21 protein-coding genes are annotated in these 17,618 nt (G+C 65.4%); 10 read left to right on the forward strand and 11 right to left on the reverse strand.

Annotation, left to right across the window (positions count from 1 at the left end):
• Nucleotides 1-3 precede the first annotated feature (3 nt).
• From fliM to fliR, 6 genes are read left to right on the forward strand one after another with little or no spacing between them, the layout of a single operon-like run.
• A complete protein-coding gene (fliM, locus tag BLU22_RS03750) occupies nt 4-1,056 on the forward strand; it encodes a flagellar motor switch protein FliM (protein ID WP_090212228.1) in 1,053 nt (350 codons plus the stop codon).
• The gene (gene fliN, locus BLU22_RS03755; RefSeq protein WP_090212230.1) at nt 1,049-1,579 is read left to right on the forward strand and encodes a flagellar motor switch protein FliN; all 531 of its coding nucleotides are present in this window, start codon (nt 1,049-1,051) and stop codon (nt 1,577-1,579) included. The genes fliM and fliN overlap by 8 nt, the downstream gene beginning before the upstream one ends.
• On the forward strand, nt 1,576-1,998 hold the full coding sequence (gene fliO, locus BLU22_RS03760) for a flagellar biosynthetic protein FliO (protein WP_090212232.1): 423 nt from the start codon (nt 1,576-1,578) through the stop codon (nt 1,996-1,998). Before fliN ends, fliO begins: the two co-directional genes overlap by 4 nt.
• Nucleotides 1,995-2,753, forward strand: coding sequence for a flagellar type III secretion system pore protein FliP (gene fliP, locus BLU22_RS03765; protein ID WP_090212233.1), 759 nt, complete (start codon nt 1,995-1,997; stop codon nt 2,751-2,753). The genes fliO and fliP overlap by 4 nt, the downstream gene beginning before the upstream one ends.
• 25 nt (nt 2,754-2,778) lie before the next feature.
• Nucleotides 2,779-3,048 (forward strand): flagellar biosynthesis protein FliQ, encoded by a 270-nt coding sequence (gene fliQ / locus BLU22_RS03770; protein ID WP_090212235.1) that lies wholly within the window; start codon nt 2,779-2,781, stop codon nt 3,046-3,048.
• 4 nt (nt 3,049-3,052) lie between these two features.
• Nucleotides 3,053-3,838, forward strand: a complete 786-nt coding sequence (gene fliR / locus BLU22_RS03775) for a flagellar biosynthetic protein FliR (RefSeq protein ID WP_090212236.1) — start codon at nt 3,053-3,055, stop codon at nt 3,836-3,838.
• A 94-nt stretch (nt 3,839-3,932) separates the two neighbouring features.
• Here fliR and flgL read toward each other — a convergent pair whose 3' ends face one another.
• From flgL to flgB, 11 genes are all read right to left on the reverse strand, one after another.
• Nucleotides 3,933-5,150, reverse strand: a complete 1,218-nt coding sequence (flgL, locus tag BLU22_RS03780) for a flagellar hook-associated protein FlgL (RefSeq protein ID WP_090212237.1) — start codon at nt 5,148-5,150, stop codon at nt 3,933-3,935.
• A 19-nt stretch (nt 5,151-5,169) separates the two neighbouring features.
• Entirely contained in the window at nt 5,170-7,065 is a 1,896-nt protein-coding gene (flgK, locus tag BLU22_RS03785) for a flagellar hook-associated protein FlgK (RefSeq protein ID WP_090212239.1), read from the reverse strand.
• 101 nt (nt 7,066-7,166) lie between these two features.
• Entirely contained in the window at nt 7,167-8,207 is a 1,041-nt protein-coding gene (gene flgJ, locus BLU22_RS03790) for a flagellar assembly peptidoglycan hydrolase FlgJ (RefSeq protein WP_090212241.1), read from the reverse strand.
• Entirely contained in the window at nt 8,207-9,352 is a 1,146-nt protein-coding gene (locus tag BLU22_RS03795; protein WP_269457639.1) for a flagellar basal body P-ring protein FlgI, read from the reverse strand. The genes flgJ and BLU22_RS03795 overlap by 1 nt, the downstream gene beginning before the upstream one ends.
• Nucleotides 9,353-9,363: 11 nt before the next feature.
• Entirely contained in the window at nt 9,364-10,047 is a 684-nt protein-coding gene (locus tag BLU22_RS03800; RefSeq protein WP_231975271.1) for a flagellar basal body L-ring protein FlgH, read from the reverse strand.
• Nucleotides 10,048-10,074: 27 nt separating this feature from the next.
• Entirely contained in the window at nt 10,075-10,857 is a 783-nt protein-coding gene (flgG, locus tag BLU22_RS03805) for a flagellar basal-body rod protein FlgG (protein WP_090212246.1), read from the reverse strand.
• A gap of 47 nt (nt 10,858-10,904) precedes the next feature.
• Nucleotides 10,905-11,657, reverse strand: coding sequence for a flagellar basal body rod protein FlgF (locus BLU22_RS03810; protein WP_090212248.1), 753 nt, complete (start codon nt 11,655-11,657; stop codon nt 10,905-10,907).
• 19 nt (nt 11,658-11,676) lie between these two features.
• Nucleotides 11,677-12,828 carry a flagellar hook protein FlgE gene (gene flgE / locus BLU22_RS03815; protein WP_090212250.1) on the reverse strand — a complete coding sequence of 384 codons (1,152 nt, stop codon included), beginning with the start codon at nt 12,826-12,828 and terminating at the stop codon, nt 11,677-11,679.
• A gap of 73 nt (nt 12,829-12,901) precedes the next feature.
• The gene (gene flgD, locus BLU22_RS03820) at nt 12,902-13,594 is read right to left on the reverse strand and encodes a flagellar hook assembly protein FlgD (RefSeq protein ID WP_090212252.1); all 693 of its coding nucleotides are present in this window, start codon (nt 13,592-13,594) and stop codon (nt 12,902-12,904) included.
• An 11-nt stretch (nt 13,595-13,605) separates the two neighbouring features.
• The gene (gene flgC, locus BLU22_RS03825; RefSeq protein WP_090212254.1) at nt 13,606-14,013 is read right to left on the reverse strand and encodes a flagellar basal body rod protein FlgC; all 408 of its coding nucleotides are present in this window, start codon (nt 14,011-14,013) and stop codon (nt 13,606-13,608) included.
• A 13-nt stretch (nt 14,014-14,026) separates the two neighbouring features.
• Nucleotides 14,027-14,440, reverse strand: coding sequence for a flagellar basal body rod protein FlgB (flgB, locus tag BLU22_RS03830; RefSeq protein WP_090212256.1), 414 nt, complete (start codon nt 14,438-14,440; stop codon nt 14,027-14,029).
• 161 nt (nt 14,441-14,601) lie between these two features.
• Between flgB and flgA the strand changes: the two genes are divergently transcribed.
• From flgA to BLU22_RS03850, 4 genes are all read left to right on the forward strand, one after another.
• Nucleotides 14,602-15,303 (forward strand): flagellar basal body P-ring formation chaperone FlgA, encoded by a 702-nt coding sequence (gene flgA, locus BLU22_RS03835; RefSeq protein ID WP_090212257.1) that lies wholly within the window; start codon nt 14,602-14,604, stop codon nt 15,301-15,303.
• 112 nt (nt 15,304-15,415) lie between these two features.
• Nucleotides 15,416-15,712, forward strand: a complete 297-nt coding sequence (gene flgM / locus BLU22_RS15220) for a flagellar biosynthesis anti-sigma factor FlgM (protein WP_231975272.1) — start codon at nt 15,416-15,418, stop codon at nt 15,710-15,712.
• A gap of 25 nt (nt 15,713-15,737) precedes the next feature.
• A complete protein-coding gene (locus BLU22_RS03845; RefSeq protein ID WP_090212261.1) occupies nt 15,738-16,190 on the forward strand; it encodes a flagella synthesis protein FlgN in 453 nt (150 codons plus the stop codon).
• Between the two features lie 80 nt (nt 16,191-16,270).
• Nucleotides 16,271-17,539 (forward strand): sensor domain-containing diguanylate cyclase, encoded by a 1,269-nt coding sequence (locus BLU22_RS03850; RefSeq protein WP_090212262.1) that lies wholly within the window; start codon nt 16,271-16,273, stop codon nt 17,537-17,539.
• Nucleotides 17,540-17,618: the final 79 nt, after the last annotated feature.

A 17,618-nucleotide genomic window follows, 5' to 3' on the forward strand; every position in this document is an offset into this window, starting at 1 on the left:
TCCATGGCCCAAGACGATCTGCTCTCGCAGGAAGAGATCGACGCCCTGCTCAAGGGCGTCAGCGGCGAGGAAGACAGCGCCCCTAGCGAGAATGCGAGCAAGGCGCGCATCCGCCCCTACAACCCGGCGACCCAGCACCGGGTGATCCGCGAGCGTCTGCACGCCCTCGACATCATCAACGAGCGTTTTGCCCGCTACTTCCGCACCAGCCTGTTCAACCTGATCCGGCGCAGCGCCGACATCACCGTGGACAGCGTGCGCTACCAGAGCTATAGCGACTTCGCACGCAACGTCCCGGTGCCGACCAACCTCAACCTGCTGGCCATGAAACCGCTGCGCGGTACCGCCCTTGCTGTATTCCCGCCCAACCTGGTGTTCATGGTGGTGGACAACCTGTTCGGCGGCGACGGTCGCTTCGTGACCAAGTCGGAAGGCCGCGAGTTCACCAGCACCGAACAGCGCATCATCCGGCGCCTGCTCGGCCTGGCGGTGGAGGCCTACGAAGGCGCCTGGAAGTCGGTCTACCCGCTGGAAATCGACTACCTGCGCTCGGAGATCCAGGTCAAGTTCACCAACATCACCAGCTCGCCCAACGAGATCGTGGTCAACAGCACCTTCCATGTCGAAGTCGGCAACCTGGCCAGCGACTTCAACATCGTCCTGCCCTACACGATGATCGAGCCGCTGCGCAGCCTGCTCAACGGTCCGCTGACCGACAGCCACCCGGACGAGGAGCAGAAGTGGAGTTCGCGCATGGCCGGCGAGCTGCGCCAGTCGCAGATCGAGCTGGTGGCCGACTTCGGCGACATCCCCTGCAGCATCGGCCAGGTCATGGCGCTCAAGGTCGGCGACGTGCTGCCTTTCGAGCTGCCGGACATCGTCATCGCCCGGGTCGACAGCGTACCGGTGATGACCTGCGAATACGGCAGCCAGAACGGCCAGCGTGCCTTGCGCGTCAAGGACCTGATCGACCACTCGCCTGCCACCGGCAAGACGCACGCCGACCGCTTCGTGAAGGGCTCGACGCCCGCCGCCAAGGAAACCGAGAATGACTGACCCCAACAAACCCGACGAACCGAGCAACCTCGAGGACGACTGGGCCAGCGCCATGGCCGAGCAGAGCGACACCTCGGGCAGCGCCGTCGAGGACGATCCCTGGGCCGCCGCCATGGCCGAACAGGCTGCCACTTCGACCGAGGCCGACCCCTGGGCCGCCGCGCTCGCCGAGCAGGCCGTCGCGCCGGCCCCGGCCGCCGCGCAGAATGCCGGCGACAGCGTGTTCAAGCCGCTGAACAAGGGCGCCCCGAGCGGCAACATGCGCGACCTGGAAATGGTCATGAACATCCCGGTCAAGCTGACCGTGGAGCTCGGCCGCACGCGCATCACCATCAAGCAGCTGCTGGAACTGGCCCAAGGCTCGGTGATCGAGCTGGAAGGCCTGGCCGGCGAGCCGATGGATATCCTGATCAACGGCTACCTGATCGCCCAGGGCGAGGTGGTGGTGGTCGACGACAAGTACGGCATCCGGATCACCGAGATCATCACCCCTTCCGAGCGCGTGCAGAAACTCAACCGATGAGCAACGGCGCCGAAACCGCCCGCGAAGCCGCCAGCGGCCTGGGGTCCAGTGTCGACAGCCTGAGCGGCTTCGCGGTGCTCGGCAAGACCGCCATGGCCCTGCTGGCGGTGGTAGCGGTGATCCTTCTGTGCAGCTGGCTGCTCAGGCGCATCGGTCCTTCACGCCATTGGCAGGGACAGAGCCTGAAGGTGGTCGGCAGCACGCTGCTCGGCCCGCGCGAGCGGGTGGTGATCGTCGAGGTACAGGGCACCTGGCTGGTGCTGGGCGTGACCGCCAGTCAGATCAGCCAGCTGCATGCACTCCCCGCCCCGCCCGAGGTGCCGACGCCGCCCGCGCCGCCGGGAGCCGCCGGCGTTGCCGAACGCTTTGCCGATGCCCTGCGCCAGCGCCTGCAGGGTGGAGGCCCGCGTACGCCATGAAACACGCCCTCCCGCGCAACCTGCTGCGCCTGCTCGGCCCGCTGCTCCTGCTGCTCCTGCCCGGCCTGAGCCTGGCGCAGACGCTGCCGGCCTTCACCAGCCAGCCGCTGGCCGACGGCGGCCAGCAGTGGTCGCTGAGTCTGCAGACCCTGCTGCTGCTCAGCTCGATGGCCTTCCTGCCGGCCATGCTGCTGATGATGACCGGCTTCACCCGCATCGTCATCGTGCTCAGCCTGCTGCGCACGGCGATGGGCACCCAGTCGGCACCGCCCAACCAGGTGCTGCTCGGCCTGGCGCTGTTCCTGACGTTCTTCGTCATGTCGCCGGTGCTCAACAAGGTCCACGAGAGCGCCTGGCAGCCGTTCTCCCGCGACGAGATCAACTTCGAGCAGTTCATCGAGATCGGCAGCCAGCCGTTCCGCGAGTTCATGCTGGCGCAGACCCGCCAGCCCGACCTTGCGCTGTTCGCCCGCCTGGCGCAGATCGAGGAGCTGGAAGGCCCGGAACAGGTGCCGATGCGCGTGCTGATGCCGGCCTTCGTCACCAGCGAGCTGAAGACCGCCTTCCAGATCGGCTTCACCATCTTCATCCCCTTCCTGATCATCGACCTGGTGGTCGCCAGCGTGCTGATGGCGCTGGGCATGATGATGGTGCCGCCGGCCACCATCTCCCTGCCGTTCAAGCTGATGCTGTTCGTGCTGGTGGATGGCTGGCAGTTGCTGATGGGCTCGCTGGCCCAGAGTTTCTACCTGTGACGGGGCATCCCCGAGGAGCACTGCGATGACGCCGGAAATGGTCATGGACCTCGCCTACCAGGGCATGCGGGTCACCCTCTCGCTGGCGGCGCCGCTGCTGCTCACCGCCCTGGCGATCGGCCTGCTGGTCAGCCTGTTCCAGGCCGCCACGCAGATCAACGAAATGACCCTGTCGTTCATTCCGAAGATTCTCGGCGTGTTCGTGGTGCTGATCTTCGCCGGGCCGATGCTGATGCAGCTGATCACCGACTTCACCCGCGAGCTGTTCCGCAACCTGCCGACCCTAATCGGCTGAGTCCATGATCGAGGTCACCTCGGCCCAGTTGCAGCTCTGGGTGGCCGCGTTCCTCTGGCCGCTGAGCCGCATCACCACCTTCCTGGTCGCCGCGCCCCTGCTCGGCCACAGCAGCATTCCCAACCCGGCCAAGATCGGCCTGGGCGTGCTGCTGACCCTGATCGTCGCCCCGACCCTGCCGCCGCTGCCGGAGGTGCCCATCGTGTCCTGGGCCGGCCTCGGCATCCTCATCGAGCAGATGCTGATCGGCCTGGCCATGGGCCTGGTGATGCGTGTGACGTTCACCGCCGTGCAGGTCGCCGGCGACATTATCGGCCTGCAGATGGGCCTGGCCTTCGCCACCCTGTTCTCGCCCGATGCCGGCAACACCATGATCCTCGCGCGCTACCTGTACATGATCGCGCTGCTGATGTTCCTCGCCTTCAACGGCCACCTGGTGGTCATCGAGATCCTCGCCACCACCTTCCACACCCTGCCGATCGGCATGGTCCGCTTCAATCCAGAAGCCTGGCGGATGCTCGCCGGCTACGGCTCGACGATCTTCACCGCAGGCCTGCTGCTGGCCCTGCCACTGGTCGCCTCGCTGCTGATCATCAACCTAGCGATGGGCATCCTTAACCGCTCGGCGCCGCAGCTCACGGTATTCTCGGTGGGCTTCCCGCTGTCGCTGACCGTGGGCCTGGTACTGCTGATGGTGCTGATGGGCGACCTGGGGCGCTACCTGGAACGCCTGTTCAGCGAGGGCCTGCAGTTCCTGCAACATCTGCTGGGCAACATGAGCCTGGGCTGAGCGACAAAAGCACGACGCCCCCGGCGGCCAGGCCGCAGGGGGCGTCGGTAGCGATTCTGCAGCCCGGCAAGACCTGCGCCTTGCCGGGCAAAGATCACATGCGGTCGAACAGCGACAGTTTCTGGATATCGAGGAAGGACTTCTGCGCCGCCTGCAGACCGACCTGACGCAGGGCGTATTCGGAGATGGCCTTGTTGTAGTCCAGGTCGACCAGATCGGACAGGGTCTGGGCATAGTTGAGTGCGCGGTTGCTGCCCACCGAGTCCAGCACATCCAGCTCGTTGAGCCGCGCACCCACCGAGGCGCGGGTGGTCAGCACGTTGTCCAGCGCATTGGACAGTTCACGCATCGAGGTGGACACTGTGTTGCGCATGCGTGCCTGCTCTTCCGGAGTGCCAGCCGGGCTGTCCAGCACGGCCAGCGCCTCTTCGAAGGCGCGGAACAGATTCGGGTCTGCTTCCCGAGCGCGACTCACTGTGATGCTGTCGCCGACTGCTGGCGTGCCTTCGAGCGTCAGGGACAAGCCGTTGAAGGCGATGTTCTTATTGTGCGGATCGGCCGGATCGTAGGTACCGGTACTGCTCGGCGTGGCCGCAGAGGGCGGACTGAACACCTCGTAGCCGCCACTGCCGTCGAACTTGATGGTGAAGGCATCGCCGAAGTTGGTCGCCGCATTGTCGACCACCGTGGGCCCGACGAATGCCACACTCCCTGTCGCGTTTTCCTTGGCCACGTACTTGGCGGAGCTGTGTACGCTCATGAAGATGTCCAGACCATTGTCACTGCTGGGCATCAGCCGCGAGGAGTCGACTTTCTGTTCGGCCACGCCGGTATCGCCGATATAGGTCACACGCCCACTGGTTGGATCCTTGACGAACGGCGGGCTGTTGTCGCGATAACCGCCGAACAGGTAACGGCCGTTGCCATCGGCCGCGTTGGCCTGACCGATCAGCGTCTCGTAGATACCGCGGATTTCGCTGGCCACCGAGGAGCGGTCGGCATCGCTCAGGGTGCCGTTGGCTGCCTGCACCATCAGCGTCTTGGCGCTAGTGATGGCATCGGCGACGCTGTTGAGCACGCTCTCTTCCTGGCCCAGCGAGTTGCGTGCGGTGATCCGTGCATCGGCGTACTGCTGGTTGACCGCAGCCGACTGGCCGACGCTCACTGCCCGCGAGGCGGCCTGCGGATCGTCGGAAGGATTGACTACCCGGCTGCCGCTGGAAATCTGCTGACCGATCTTGAGGAACTTGTCTTGCTGACTGGCCAGCGAGTTCAAGCTCTGCTCGAACATGGTGACGGTACTGATACGCATAGGGTCGAATTCCTCTTAATCAGCTGCGCATGGACAGCAGGGTGTCGATCACCGTGGTGCCCACCTCGATCACCTTGGCGCTGGCTTGGTAGTAGCGCTGGAAGCGCAGCAGGTTGGCACCCTCCTCATCCAAGCTCACACCGGAGTCGCTCTGCTGAACGGCCTTGAGCTGCTTGACCAAGCCCTCCTGAGCATCCTGGTTGACCTGAATGATGTTGGTGCGGTTACCCACATCGCTGACCATAGAGGCATAGGCTTGAGTCAGACCGGCACCGCCATTGACCAGCTTGGCATTCTGCAGCTCCAGCAACGCCACGGCATTGCGGTTATCGCCCGGGCCTCCCGGCATCTTGACCGTGAAGCTGTCGCCATCCTTGGGCACACCGTCGACGGTGAGAGTGATATCGCCGAAGCTGAGGGTGGTCTTGCCCTGGGCATCGGTACCGGTCGTCGCCGCGACGACGGCGCCGCTGGCCAGCGTCACCGTATAGTTGCCGCCGGAATAGGAAACTTCGTAGTTGTTGAAAGTTGGCGGCGTGGCTGGGTCGAAGCTCGCGGTCAGCGAGGCGGTACCACCGTTGCTGCTCTTGGCCGCGATCTGCGCGATGCTACCGGCCGCCAGGCGACCGACGTCGGCGATTTCGCTGCGCAGGTCGCGCGCCGCTCGGCGTACCGGCTGGATCTGGAAGCGGTCGCCATCGGCGACGGGAGCGCCGTTGACGCTCACCTCCATGCCGCCAAAGCTGATCTTGCCGGTGGCTCCGTCGTAGGCATAGCTAACAACCTCGCCGGTATCGCGTCGGGTAATCTGCAGCCCTGCGGACAGGTCACTGGCGTCTTTCACCAGGACGTCGTAGTCGGCGATGTTGAGCTTGTCGATCTGCTCCGGATCGAACTCTGCGGTCAAATAGGCCGAGCTGGTGTTCTTGTCGTTACCGAAGGCCTGCGGCTGCCCAACCGAGAAGAAGTCACCGCCCAGTTCGCCATTGAGATCGACACCCTGGCGGTGCTGCTGATTGAAGCCGATTGCCATGGCTACCGCCATCTGGCCGAGCTGGTTCTGCGCACGATCCAGGGTTTCGCGGCGGAAGGCCATCAGACCGCCCAACTCTCCGCCCTTGAAACTCTCCTCGCGTAACTGGAGGAGGTTGCCATTGACATCCTTATAACCGACAACCGTACGTCCAGGATCGGAAGTCGATGGCATAGCCTGCAACTTGAAGCTGCTGGAACCAGCCACCAACGACAGCCCGTTACCGATGCTGACGTTGTAGCTGCCGCCATCCTGCTGCACCACTTTCACGTCAACATAGCGGCTCAGATCGGCCACCAACTGATCACGTTGATTGAGCAGGCTGTTGGGCTCTGCACCAGTCTTGGCCTTGGCCAGACCGATCTCGCGGTTCAACTTGGCGATCTGCTCGGCCATGTTGTTGACCTGCACCACCTGACTCTCGATCTGCCCGTTGACTCCCGACTGCATGTCGTTCAGATAGCTGTCGAAGGCACGGAACTGCGCAGTCAGGGTATCGGCAGTGCCGAGCACACCTTGACGGGCCGCAGGATCCGAAGGTGTGGCTACCAGCTTCTGCAGGGCGGAAAAGAAGTTCTGCATCAACGGTGCCAGACCGGCATCGCGATCAGCGAGCAGGTTATCGATCTGGTTGATCTGCACCTCGTAGGCCGACAGCGCACTGTTGCTGCTGATCGCCTGATTCAACTGGGTGGAGATGAACTGGTTGAACTGACGCTGCACTCCAGAGACGCCGACGCCATTGCTGCTGGAGTTCTCAGCCAGCAGGGTGACTTCACGGTTGTAACCGGGCGTATAGACGTTGGTGATGTTGTTGCCGGTGGTGGCCAAAGCGATCTGCGCAGCATTCAGACCGCTGACGCCGATGGAGAAAATGCTCATGAGTTGCTTCCCGTTGCATCATGCTGAATGTATCGGCCGGGCTGCGGAAACCTTGAGGAATTCCGCACGACCATCACCGCCGAAGCAGGCAGTCCCGACCCTCAGGGTGTGCTGCGCGCGACCAGCGCAGCACCGCTAGGCGGCGAGCCAGCGTCGAGCGGACCGATGCTGGCCATCACCGCCACCAGCTTGTCAGCATAGGCCGGATCGGTGGCATAGCCGCCGCGCTGCAGGGCATGGGCCGCCTGCACCGGATCGCTAGCGGCGACCACGCCGGCATAGCGCGGATTGTTGCCGATCAGCCGGGCATAGTCGGTGAACGATGCCTGATAGGAGGGATAGGCACGGAAGGTCTCGACGCGCTTCTGCTCGCGGCCATCGATGTATTCGCTGGTGGTCACCGCCGTGGTGGCGCCGCGCCACTGGCTGCCGGCCTTGATGCCGAAGAGGTTGTGGCTGTTGCCGCCATCGGCGGTCGGAATCTGGTAACGCCCCCAGCCGGTTTCCAGCGCCGCCTGGGCGAGGATCAGTTCGGCCGGCACGCCGCTGGTGGCACTAGCCGCCCGTGCCGGCGCTTCGAGGCGAGCCAGGAACTCGCGCACGTGCGCCGGGCGCTCGCGGGCTTCCCGCGCTGCGCCACCCGGCACCGGCAGCGACTCGCCCGCGGCGAACGGCGAACCTTGCCGCGCGCGTGCCACCGGGGCTTCCGATACCGATGCCTCGGCGGCACGGCTCTCGGCAGGCGGCACCGGCAGGCTGCCGTACAGCGGGCGCGGCACGCCGCGCGGAATACCGGCGATCAGCGCAGCCTCGTCGACGTTGCCCGTCTGACCGGCGAACTGGCGCTGCTGCTGCAACTGGCCGACCAGTTGATCGGCCAGGCCCAACCCGTTGCCAGCCAGTTGTTGCGCCCACTGCTGATCGAGCATTTCGGTGTACAACTTGCTCTGCGAACTGTCCAGCAAGCCGGACTGCGGCACCGCCTCGCGCATGCTTTTCAGCATCATGTGTAGGAACAGCGCCTCGAACTGCCGGGTTGCCTCCGGCAGGCCGGCGTCGGCATCGTCGCGGGCGGTCTGCTTGAGGCGCTGCAACCCCTGTACATCCAGGGCGAACTGGCCGCTGAGGTTGTCGACGCTCATCAGATGATCTCCAGTTCGGCGCGCAGCGAGCCGGCCGCCTTGAGCGCTTCGAGGATCGACATCAGATCCTGCGGAGTGGCACCCAGGGCGTTGAGCGCCTTGACCACATCCACCAGATCGGCACTGCCCTCGATCATTCGCAGGGCGGTACCCTGCTGCTGCACGGAAATGTTGCTCTTCTCGGTGACCACGGTCTCGCCTTCGCTGAACGGCTCGGGCTGGCTGACCTGCGGCTCGGTGTCGATGACGATGGAGAGGTTGCCATGGGCCACCGCCGCGCGGTGCAGCTTGACCGCGCCATTGAGCACCACGGCGCCGGTGCGCGAGTTGAGGATCACCTTGGGCGTCGCGGCGATCGGCAACACCTGTACGCTTTCCACCCGCGCCATGAAGTTGACCCGCTCGTTGGGCGACAGCGGTCCCTGCAACTGGATCAGCCCGCCATCGCGTGCCGAGGCCACGCTGCGTCCGAATTCGCGATTGATCGCCGCCACCGTGCGCTGGGCAGTGGCGAAATCCGGCTGGCGCAGGTAAAGGTCGAGCACGCCGTGACGGTCGCCCAGTTGCAGCGGTACCTCGCGCTCGACGATGGCACCGCGACTGATCCGCCCGCCGGCCTGCTGGTTGATCTGCACGCTGCTGCCACCGGCCTCGGCACCGGCACCGTTGACCAGCAAGTTACCCTGAGCCAGCGCATAGGTATCGCCGTCCACCCCCTTGAGCGGGGTCATCAGCAGAGTGCCGCCGCGCAGGCTGCGAGCGTTGCCGATAGAGGACACCACCACATCGATCTGCTGGCCGGGGCGCGAGAACGGCGGCAGCTTGGCAGTGACCATCACCGCGGCAATGTTGCGCAGTTGCATGTTGGTGCCCGGCGGCACGGTGATGCCCAGCTGCGAGAGCATGTTGGTCAGGCCCTGTCCGGTGAACGGCGCCTGCATAGTCTGGTCGCCCGTGCCGTCGAGGCCGATGACCAGGCCATAGCCGACCAAGGCGTTGTCGCGCACGCCGGCGAAGTCGGCGATATCGCGCACCTGCTCCGCCTGGACGAGGGCGGACAGGCCGCCTCCCAGCCCAAGCAACAGGGCACACAGGCTGCGGCGCAGCCAGACGCCGAGCGGCGCCCGCAAATCGAATCGAGGCATTGGTCGAGACATCAGAAGGGCGAAATGTTCAGGAAGAAGCGCTGCAGCCAACCCATGTGCTGCGCCTCGTTGATGTAGCCGTCGCCGACATACTCGATGCGCGCATCGGCGACCTGGGTCGAAGGCACGGTGTTCTGCCCGGTGATCGCGCGCGGGTTGACCACCCCGGAGAAGCGGATGAACTCGGTGCCCTGGTTGATGGCGATCTGTTTCTCGCCCCGCACCCGCAGGTTGCCGTTGGGCAACACTTCGATCACCGTGGCGGTCAGGGTGCCGGTGAAGGAGTTGTTGGCGCGAGAGCCGCCGCTGCCGCCGAACTGGCTGTCGCCCTCGACCTCGAATGCATACTCCGACAGGCGGCGCAGCTTCTCCGGCACGATGCCGGGAGTCAGGCTGGCTGAGCCATTGCGGTTCGCGTTGGAGGCCGAGTTCTTGCTGGCGCTGACCTGTTCGTTGAGCACGATGGTCAGGATGTCGCCGACCATGCGCGGCCGACGATCCTCGAACAATGGCTGATAGCCATGACTGGCCTGGAAGATCGAGCCATTGGGCTGCGGCTGCTGGCGCATCGGCACCGAGATCTGCTCCTGCTCACCCACCACCGAGGGTCGCGGCAGCTGCGCGCAGCCGCTCGCCAACACCAGCAGGATGCAGGGCAACAGCCCCCGCCGGCTCGCCACACTGATTTCAGCCACGCACAGTCTCTCCGCCCGCATCCATCATCACAGCTGGCTCAGACGCGCGAGCATCTCGTCCGAGGTCTTCACGGCCTTGCTGTTGATCTCATAGGCACGCTGGGTCTGGATCATGTTGACCATTTCCTCCACCACATTGACGTTGGAGGTTTCCACGTAGTTCTGATAGAGCACCCCGGCACCGTTGAGGCCAGGAGTATTCTCGTTCGGAGCTCCGGACGAGTTGGTTTCCAGATAGAGGTTCTCGCCGATGCTTTCCAGGCCGGTCGGATTGACGAACATCGCCAACGTCAGCTGACCGACCTCCTCGCCCTGCGAGTTGCCCGGCACGGTCACGCTGACAATGCCATCCTTGCCGACCGTTACCGACAGCGCATTCTGCGGAATGGTGATGGCCGGCTCGATCGGGTAGCCGCTGGCGGTCACCAGCTGCCCGGTGCTATCGATCTGGAAACTGCCGTCACGGGTATAGGCGGTAGTGCCATCAGGCAACAACACTTTGAAGAAGCCCTTGCCGCTGATCGCCAGATCGTTGGAGTTGCCGGTATTCTGCAGCCCACCCTGGGTATGCAGGCGCTCGACGGCCACCGGGCGCACGCCGGTACCGATCTGCATGCCGGAAGGCAGCTCGGTCTGGGTAGTGCTCTGCGCCCCGGGCTGACGAATGGTCTGGTACAACAGATCTTCGAATACCGCGCGCGAGCGCTTGAAACCGCTGGTGCTGACGTTGGCCAGGTTGTTGGCGATCACGTCCATCTGCACCTGCTGGGATTCCAGGCCAGTCTTGGCGGTCCACAGCGATCTGATCATCTTGCAATCCTCAAATTCTAGCGAGGCGACCCTGGCCGCCCCAGCAATCAGCTCAACGACAACAGGCTGTTGGCGCGCTGGGCGTTCTCGTCGGCGGAGGTGATACCCTTCATCTGCAGCTCGTAACGCCGGGCGTTGGCGATCATCGCCACCATGGCTTCGGTGGCGCTGACATTGCTGCCTTCCAAGGCTCCGGTAGCGACACGGATATTCTCGTCGGCCGGTAGCGGCTGCACAGCGCCTTCGGCATTGGGTGCGGCGCGGAACAGGGTATCGTCACCGCGTAGCAGACTGCCCGGCTCGGCGGAGATCAGTTTGAGGCGCCCGACCTGAGCGACGTTTTCCGGGGTCTCCCCCTCCCCCAGTGCACTGACCGTGCCGTCGCTGCCGATGGAAACCTCGCTGCCCAGCGGCACGATCAGCGGGCCGCCTTCACCGATCACCGGGCGTCCGGCGACACGCAGCATGCCGGTGCTGTCGATCTGCAGATCGCCGCGCTTGGTATAGCCCTCGCTACCGTCTTCGGCCTGTACCGCCAGCCAGCCATTGGCATCGATGGCGATGTCCAGGGCGCGCCCGGTCATGTTTACAGGTCCCTGAGAAAAGTCAGCCCCGGGCGTGGTGGCCTGCACCACGCTGCGGGTCGGCAGCCCCTCACCCTTAACATCGAGACTACGCATAGCCTGCAACTGGGCACGAAACCCCGGAGTAGCAGCGTTGGCCAGGTTGTGGGTCACCACGGCCTGCTGATCCAGGGTCTGCTTGGCGCCGCTCATGGCGGTATACAGCATGCGATCCATCGTTCAGCTCCGCTCAGTCTTAACGCAGGTTCACGGCCTGCTCAAGCGCATCGCTCTGCGCTTTCACCGACTGAGCATTAGCCTGATAGTTGCGCTGAGCAATGATCAGGTTGACCAGCTCCCGCGTAAGGTCGACGTTGGAAGACTCAAGCACACCGGCGAAGACCGAACCGAAACGCCCCATGCCGGCCACACCGCTAAGCGGCTGACCGGATGCGGCGGTTTCCACCCAACCATTATCGCCGACCGGCTGCAGTCCTTCCGGGGTACGGAAGGTCACGATGCTCAGTGTGCCGAGGGTCTGCTTCTGCTCGTTGGAGTAGCCACCCACCACGTTGCCGTTCTTGTCGATGGTGATGCCGACCAGACTGCCTGCGGCATAGCCGTTCTGGGTCAGGGCAGTCTGCTCGAAATCGTTGCCGGACTGAGTGGTCCCGATCAGATTCAGGCTGAGGTTGAGCTGCGCGGCGCCGTTTGTCGGGGTGTACGTGAAGGGGGCGCCGGTCGCACCAGTAGTCAACACGCCATTGGCATCGAAGGTCAGGTTACGACTACCCCCTGCCGGATTGCCGTCGACGGTGGCCTGAGCAGTCCAGGCATTGTTGGCGGTCTTGATGAAGTAGACCACCATCTGATGGGCATTGCCCTGCGAGTCGTAGACAGTCGCAGTGGTGGAGTTGTTGAAGGTGTCCGGATCAGCCGGGTTAAAGGGGGTGGCCGTAATCACATCGGAGCTGGACTTGAGGTTGAACACCGACTTGATTTCCTCGGTAGCCTTGGCGGCCATCTGCCCGGAAGGAATCAGCAGAGCCGCCTGCTCTCCCATCAGCCGCCCGCCCTGGGCGTTTTCCAGGTAGCCGTCAGGCGTCAGGGTCAACTGTCCGTTGCGCGAATAGATCACCTGTCCGGCCTGCTCGAACTTGAAGAAGCCCTCACCGCTGATGGCCAGGTCCAAACCACGCCCGGTGGTGTCCAGATTGCCCGAACCGAAGTTCTGCACCACACCCGACACCGACACGCCGAGACCGATCTTGGCGCTGGCGTAGACATCGGCGAACTGCGTCTTGGCCGCCTTGAAGCCCACGGTCTGCGAGTTGGCGATGTTGTTGCTGACCACGTCGAGGTTGCTGGCGGCGGAATTCAGGCCGCTGAGCGCTTGGGAAAAGCCCATGTTCTACTCCCGATAAGATTGGCGAGGGAGCCTCCGGAGGCTCCCGCTTGCTGCAATGGTGATGAACTAAGAGTCAGAGAATCTGCCGGACAGCCTGCAGGTCGACACGGCCCAGCGTCGGCCCCAGATCCAGCATCGGACCACTGTCACTGATGCTCACTCCGCCGACCAACCCATAGCTCAGGCCGGTAACCTCCACAGCCTTGCCTTCGGAGCTGGCCTCGATATTGAACTTATAGGAGCCTGCAGGCACAGCCGTACCATCTGCACCAGTGCCATCCCATACGAAGGAGTCGACGCCGGCCTTGAGCGCACCGAGATCGAACTGGCGCACTACCTGACCGGCATTGTCAGTGATGGTAACCACGACCGAGTCGGCGGCCTTGTCCAGGTCCAGCCCGAAGGGGGTCGCTACCGGGTTGCCCTCCGCATCGGCACCCACCAGCACACGATCGCCTGGCACCAGTACACCCTTGCCGATCAGCGCAGCCGCCTGCAGGGTCTGCCCGGCCTCGATCTGGCCATTGATACCCTTGAGGGTGGTATTGAGCTCCTCGATGCCGCTGACCGTATTGATCTGCGCCAGCTGCGAGGTCAGCTCGGCGTTTTCCATCGGCTTGAGCGGGTCCTGATTCTTGAGTTGCGTGACCAGCAAGGTCATGAAGTTGTCGCGCAAGTCGCTGGAGGCCTTCTTCTCGGCGGCCGCGCTGCTGCCCACGCCGTTGAGCCTGGCAACGGACTGGGGATCAAATGTGGTCGTGGTCATTGCTAGGTCTCTCAGCCTTCGCCCAGGGTCAGGGTCTTCAGCAGCAGTTGCTTGCTGGTATTGAGCACCTCGACGTTGGCCTGGTAGGAACGCGAGGCGGAAATCATGTTGACCATCTCGTTGACCGGCTCGACGTTGGGCATGCGGATGTAGCCCTGCTCGTCGGCCAGCGGATGCTCGGGACGGTATTCCAGGCGGAACGGCGAGGGATCGTCGACCACCTCGGTGACGCGCACGCCCCCCACGCCGGTGCCGTCCTGGCCTTGCGCCTCGAACAGCACCTGCTTGGCGCGATAAGGCTGGCCATCGGGGCCGACCACGCTGTCGGCGTTGGCCAGGTTGCTGGCGGTCACGTTCATCCGCTGCGACTGCGCCATCAGCGCCGAGCCGGAAATTTCGAAGACACTGAACATCGACATGGTGACTTACCCGTTACTCCGACTGCATGGCCGATTTCAGCCCCTGCAGCCGGCTGTTCATGAAGGTCAGACTGGCCTGGTAGCGTACCGCGTTGTCGGCGAACGCGGTGCGCTCGCGATCCATGTCCACGGTGTTGCCGTCCAGGCTCGGCTGGTCCGGCACGCGATACAGCAGCTCGCGCACGGCCGGCGCCTGCAGGCGCCCCTGCAGATGCCGACCCGAGGTGGTCGCCAGCTCCATGGACGAGCCGCTCGGGCGCCCGTTCTGCATGGCGCCGGCCAGTTCGCGGGCGAAATCGAAATCGCGCGCCTTGAACGCCGGGGTATCGGCGTTGGCGATGTTGTTGGCCAGCACCTGCTGGCGCTCGGCGCGCAGATTCAGCACTTCCTGGTGAAAACGCAGCGCACCATCGAGCTTGTCGAGCATGCCGGAGACCTCTCCCTGCAAGATTTTTTCAGTCCGTAGAATAAACTGCAGCCCCTCGCCACAAAGAGCGAAACAAGCCCGCATTTGTTGACCAATTCCGTCCTTGCCCGCGCGCCCGCCGACCTAGACTGCCAGCCAACCCGACCGGAACCCGTTCACGCATGCCGCGCCACCGTCCACGCCCCCGCACCCGCGCCCTCCTTCCGCTCGCGGCGCTCTGCGCCGCTCTCGGCAGCCTGTCGAATCCGCTCCTCGCCGACGAAGCGGTCAATGACAGCGTGCGGCAATTCCTGGAGCAGCGACTGCTGGAGCAGGGCCTGCAGGGCAGCGTCGAAATCGCTGCCAGCAGCGCGCGGATGCCCGCCTGCAGCGAGCCGCAGCCCTTCCTGCCCAGGTCCGGCCAGCGCCTGCTCGGCCGGGTCGCCGTCGGCGTGCGCTGCGCCGACAGCCAGACCCGCTACCTGCAGACGCAGATCGGCGTCGTCGGCGACTACGTGGTCGCCGCGCGCGCCATCGCCGCCGGCGAAACCCTCAGCGCGGACATGCTCGAAGTGCGCCAGGGCGCGCTGGAGCGCCTGCCGCGCCAGCTGATCAGCGACCCGCTCAGCGTGGTCGGCATGCAGACCACCCGCGCCCTGGACGCCGGCAGCCTGCTGCAGTCGCGCAGCCTGCGCGCCGCGCTGCTGGTCGAGCGCAATGCGCGGGTCAGCGTCGAAGCGCTGGGCACAGGCTTTCGCATCAGCCGCGACGGCGTCGCCCTGGATGCCGGCGCGCTGGGCAGCGAGATCCGCGTGCGCACCGACGGCGGCGAAATCCTCCGCGCCCGCATCGTCGGGCGCAACCGCCTGCAGGTGGCACAGTGAGCGCGCGGCGACGAACGCGGGGCACCTTCGGACGATTTCTCGCTCTCAGCCATTCAAGTTCGCCGGATCGCGGCCGATACTTGGTTCAGAACCCACGCGAGAGACCCTCACTGTGAAAATCGACAGCTCCCCCCTGATATCGCGCACCAGCCCCACCGAGGGCAAGGATGCGGCTGCCAGGGCGCGGCGCAGCGATGCGCCGGCCCAGAGCGGACCCGCCGAGTCGCCCGCGGCGATTGCCCACCTCGGCCGCAACAGCGGTGCAGGCAACAGCCAGGACATCGACCTGGCCCGCGTCGCCGAAATCCGCCAGGCGATCAGCGAAGGCCGCCTGGAAATCCGCGCCGAGCGCATCGCCGACGGCCTGATCCGCAGCGTGCGCGAAATGCTCGACAACCCGGCGGACTGACCGCCCCCATTGCAAGAGGCAGCCCATGAGCCTGGCCAAGCACCTCGAGATCCAGCACCGCGCCCTGCAAGACTTCGTCGACCTGCTCGAGCGCGAACAGCGCCTGCTGGCCGAAGCCGACGTCGACGGCCAGCAGCTGCTCGAAGTCGCCGACGGTAAGCGCAGCGTGCTGGGCGAAATCGAGCGCCTGGAAACCCTGCGCACCCGCGCCCAGGGCAAGCTGGGCTATCCCGAAGGGCGCAGCGGCGCCGAGCAGGCGGCCCGCGATGCCGGCTGTCTCGCCACCTGGCAGCAGCTGCACGACACCGCGCAGCGCGCGCAGACGCTCAACCAGCTCAACGGCGAGGTGGTGCGCATGCGCCTGGAACAGAACCAGCGCATCCTCAACTTCCTCAACGAGGCCGCCGGCAAGCCGCTCTATGGCCCCAACGGCCAGTCGCGGCGCCACGGGCTGGGCGGCGTTTCCTCCAGCGCCTGAGGCGCTGGCCACGGCAGACGGTTCGCGCTCGCCGCTCGCAGGCCGGCGCCGTCTGCCCCACGCGACTGCCGAGCCCCACCATGACCACAGCCCTCTCCCTCCAGATGCTCGAGGCGGCCGTCGAGCAGTGCTACGACGCCATCCTCGTCACCGGCGCCGAGCTGGACGCCCCCGGCCCGCGGATCGTCTACGCCAACCCGGCGTTCTGCCGGATGAGCGGATACGCCCACGAGGAGCTGCTCGGCCGCTCGCCGCGCCTGCTGCAGGGGCCGGAAACCGATACCGCGACCATCGAACGCCTGCGCCAGTGCCTGCGCGAGGGGCGCCGCTTCGAAGGCACCACCGTCAACTACCGCAAGGACGGCAGCCGCTACTGCGTCGAGTGGCACATCTCGCCGGTGCGCGACGCGCAGGGGCGGATCAGCCACTTCCTCTCGGTGCAACGCGAGATCACCGCGCGCCTGCAAGCCGAGCAGCAGCGCGAACTGCTGGCCAGCGCGCTCAACGCCACCGCCGACAGCGTGCTGATCACCGACCGCGCCGGCACCATCGTGTTCGCCAACCGGGCCTTCGAGGCGCAGACCGGCTACCCGGTCGCCGAGGTGCTGGGCAAGACCCCGCGCCTGCTGCAGTCCGGGCAGCATGGCGCGGACTTCTACCAGCAGCTGTGGCGCAACCTCGAACGTGGCGAGAGCTTCCGCTCCACCTTCACCAACCGCCGCCGCGACGGCTCGCTGTTCCACCTCGAACAGACCATCACCCCGGCGCGCGACGCCGACGGTCGGATCAGCCACTTCGTCAGCGTCAGCAAGGACCTCACCGAGCGGGTGGAAAAGGAGCAGGCCCTGCAGGTGCTGGCCTTCACCGACAAGCTCACCGGCCTGTACAACCGCAGCTTCGGCGAGCAGCAGCTGACCCACGAGTGGAACCATGCGCGGCGCTACCGCCGCCCGCTGAGCGCGATCATGGCCGACCTCGACCACTTCAAGGCGGTCAACGACACCTACGGCCATGCCTGCGGCGACCGCATCCTCGCCCTGCTCGGCGACACCCTGCGCCGCTGCGTGCGCAAGAGCGACACGGTGATCCGCTGGGGCGGCGAGGAGTTCCTGATCCTCGCCCCGGAAAGCGACGCCGAAACCGCCGCGCAGCTCGCCGAGCGCATCCGCTGCGCCGTCGCCGCCCTGCGCGACCCGCAGGTGCAGCGCCTGACCATCTCCCTGGGCGTGGCCCAGCTGAGCGGGAGCGAGGAAACCGCGCAACTGATCGAGCGCGCCGACCGGGCGCTCTACGCGGCCAAGGCCGCCGGGCGCAACCGCGTGGAGATCGCCGACGGCGTGCCGGCCTGAAGCCGGCTTGGCGCCGCAGCGGGCACTGTGCTAGCGTGCGCGCCGCCGGAAGCATACCCTGACGCAGGAGCGCCTTTTT

The organism is Pseudomonas guangdongensis, from assembly GCF_900105885.1.
In the GTDB taxonomy this organism is placed as follows: domain Bacteria; phylum Pseudomonadota; class Gammaproteobacteria; order Pseudomonadales; family Pseudomonadaceae; genus Geopseudomonas; species Geopseudomonas guangdongensis.

Coding starts and splice junctions, on each gene's coding strand:
- fliR (WP_090212236.1), top strand. CDS start 3,053: ATGATCGAGGTCACCTCGGCCCAGTTGCAGCTCTGGGTGGCCGCGTTC.
- flgB (WP_090212256.1), bottom strand. CDS start 14,440: ATGCTCGACAAGCTCGATGGTGCGCTGCGTTTTCACCAGGAAGTGCTG.
- flgJ (WP_090212241.1), bottom strand. CDS start 8,207: ATGAGCGTCGACAACCTCAGCGGCCAGTTCGCCCTGGATGTACAGGGG.
- flgC (WP_090212254.1), bottom strand. CDS start 14,013: ATGTCGATGTTCAGTGTCTTCGAAATTTCCGGCTCGGCGCTGATGGCG.
- BLU22_RS03795 (WP_269457639.1), bottom strand. CDS start 9,352: ATGCCTCGATTCGATTTGCGGGCGCCGCTCGGCGTCTGGCTGCGCCGC.
- flgK (WP_090212239.1), bottom strand. CDS start 7,065: ATGAGCATTTTCTCCATCGGCGTCAGCGGTCTGAATGCTGCGCAGATC.
- flgE (WP_090212250.1), bottom strand. CDS start 12,828: ATGGGCTTTTCCCAAGCGCTCAGCGGCCTGAATTCCGCCGCCAGCAAC.
- flgA (WP_090212257.1), top strand. CDS start 14,602: ATGCCGCGCCACCGTCCACGCCCCCGCACCCGCGCCCTCCTTCCGCTC.
- flgD (WP_090212252.1), bottom strand. CDS start 13,594: ATGACCACGACCACATTTGATCCCCAGTCCGTTGCCAGGCTCAACGGC.
- BLU22_RS03845 (WP_090212261.1), top strand. CDS start 15,738: ATGAGCCTGGCCAAGCACCTCGAGATCCAGCACCGCGCCCTGCAAGAC.
- fliO (WP_090212232.1), top strand. CDS start 1,576: ATGAGCAACGGCGCCGAAACCGCCCGCGAAGCCGCCAGCGGCCTGGGG.
- fliN (WP_090212230.1), top strand. CDS start 1,049: ATGACTGACCCCAACAAACCCGACGAACCGAGCAACCTCGAGGACGAC.
- flgG (WP_090212246.1), bottom strand. CDS start 10,857: ATGATCAGATCGCTGTGGACCGCCAAGACTGGCCTGGAATCCCAGCAG.
- flgL (WP_090212237.1), bottom strand. CDS start 5,150: ATGCGTATCAGTACCGTCACCATGTTCGAGCAGAGCTTGAACTCGCTG.
- fliM (WP_090212228.1), top strand. CDS start 4: ATGGCCCAAGACGATCTGCTCTCGCAGGAAGAGATCGACGCCCTGCTC.
- BLU22_RS03810 (WP_090212248.1), bottom strand. CDS start 11,657: ATGGATCGCATGCTGTATACCGCCATGAGCGGCGCCAAGCAGACCCTG.
- fliQ (WP_090212235.1), top strand. CDS start 2,779: ATGACGCCGGAAATGGTCATGGACCTCGCCTACCAGGGCATGCGGGTC.
- BLU22_RS03850 (WP_090212262.1), top strand. CDS start 16,271: ATGACCACAGCCCTCTCCCTCCAGATGCTCGAGGCGGCCGTCGAGCAG.
- fliP (WP_090212233.1), top strand. CDS start 1,995: ATGAAACACGCCCTCCCGCGCAACCTGCTGCGCCTGCTCGGCCCGCTG.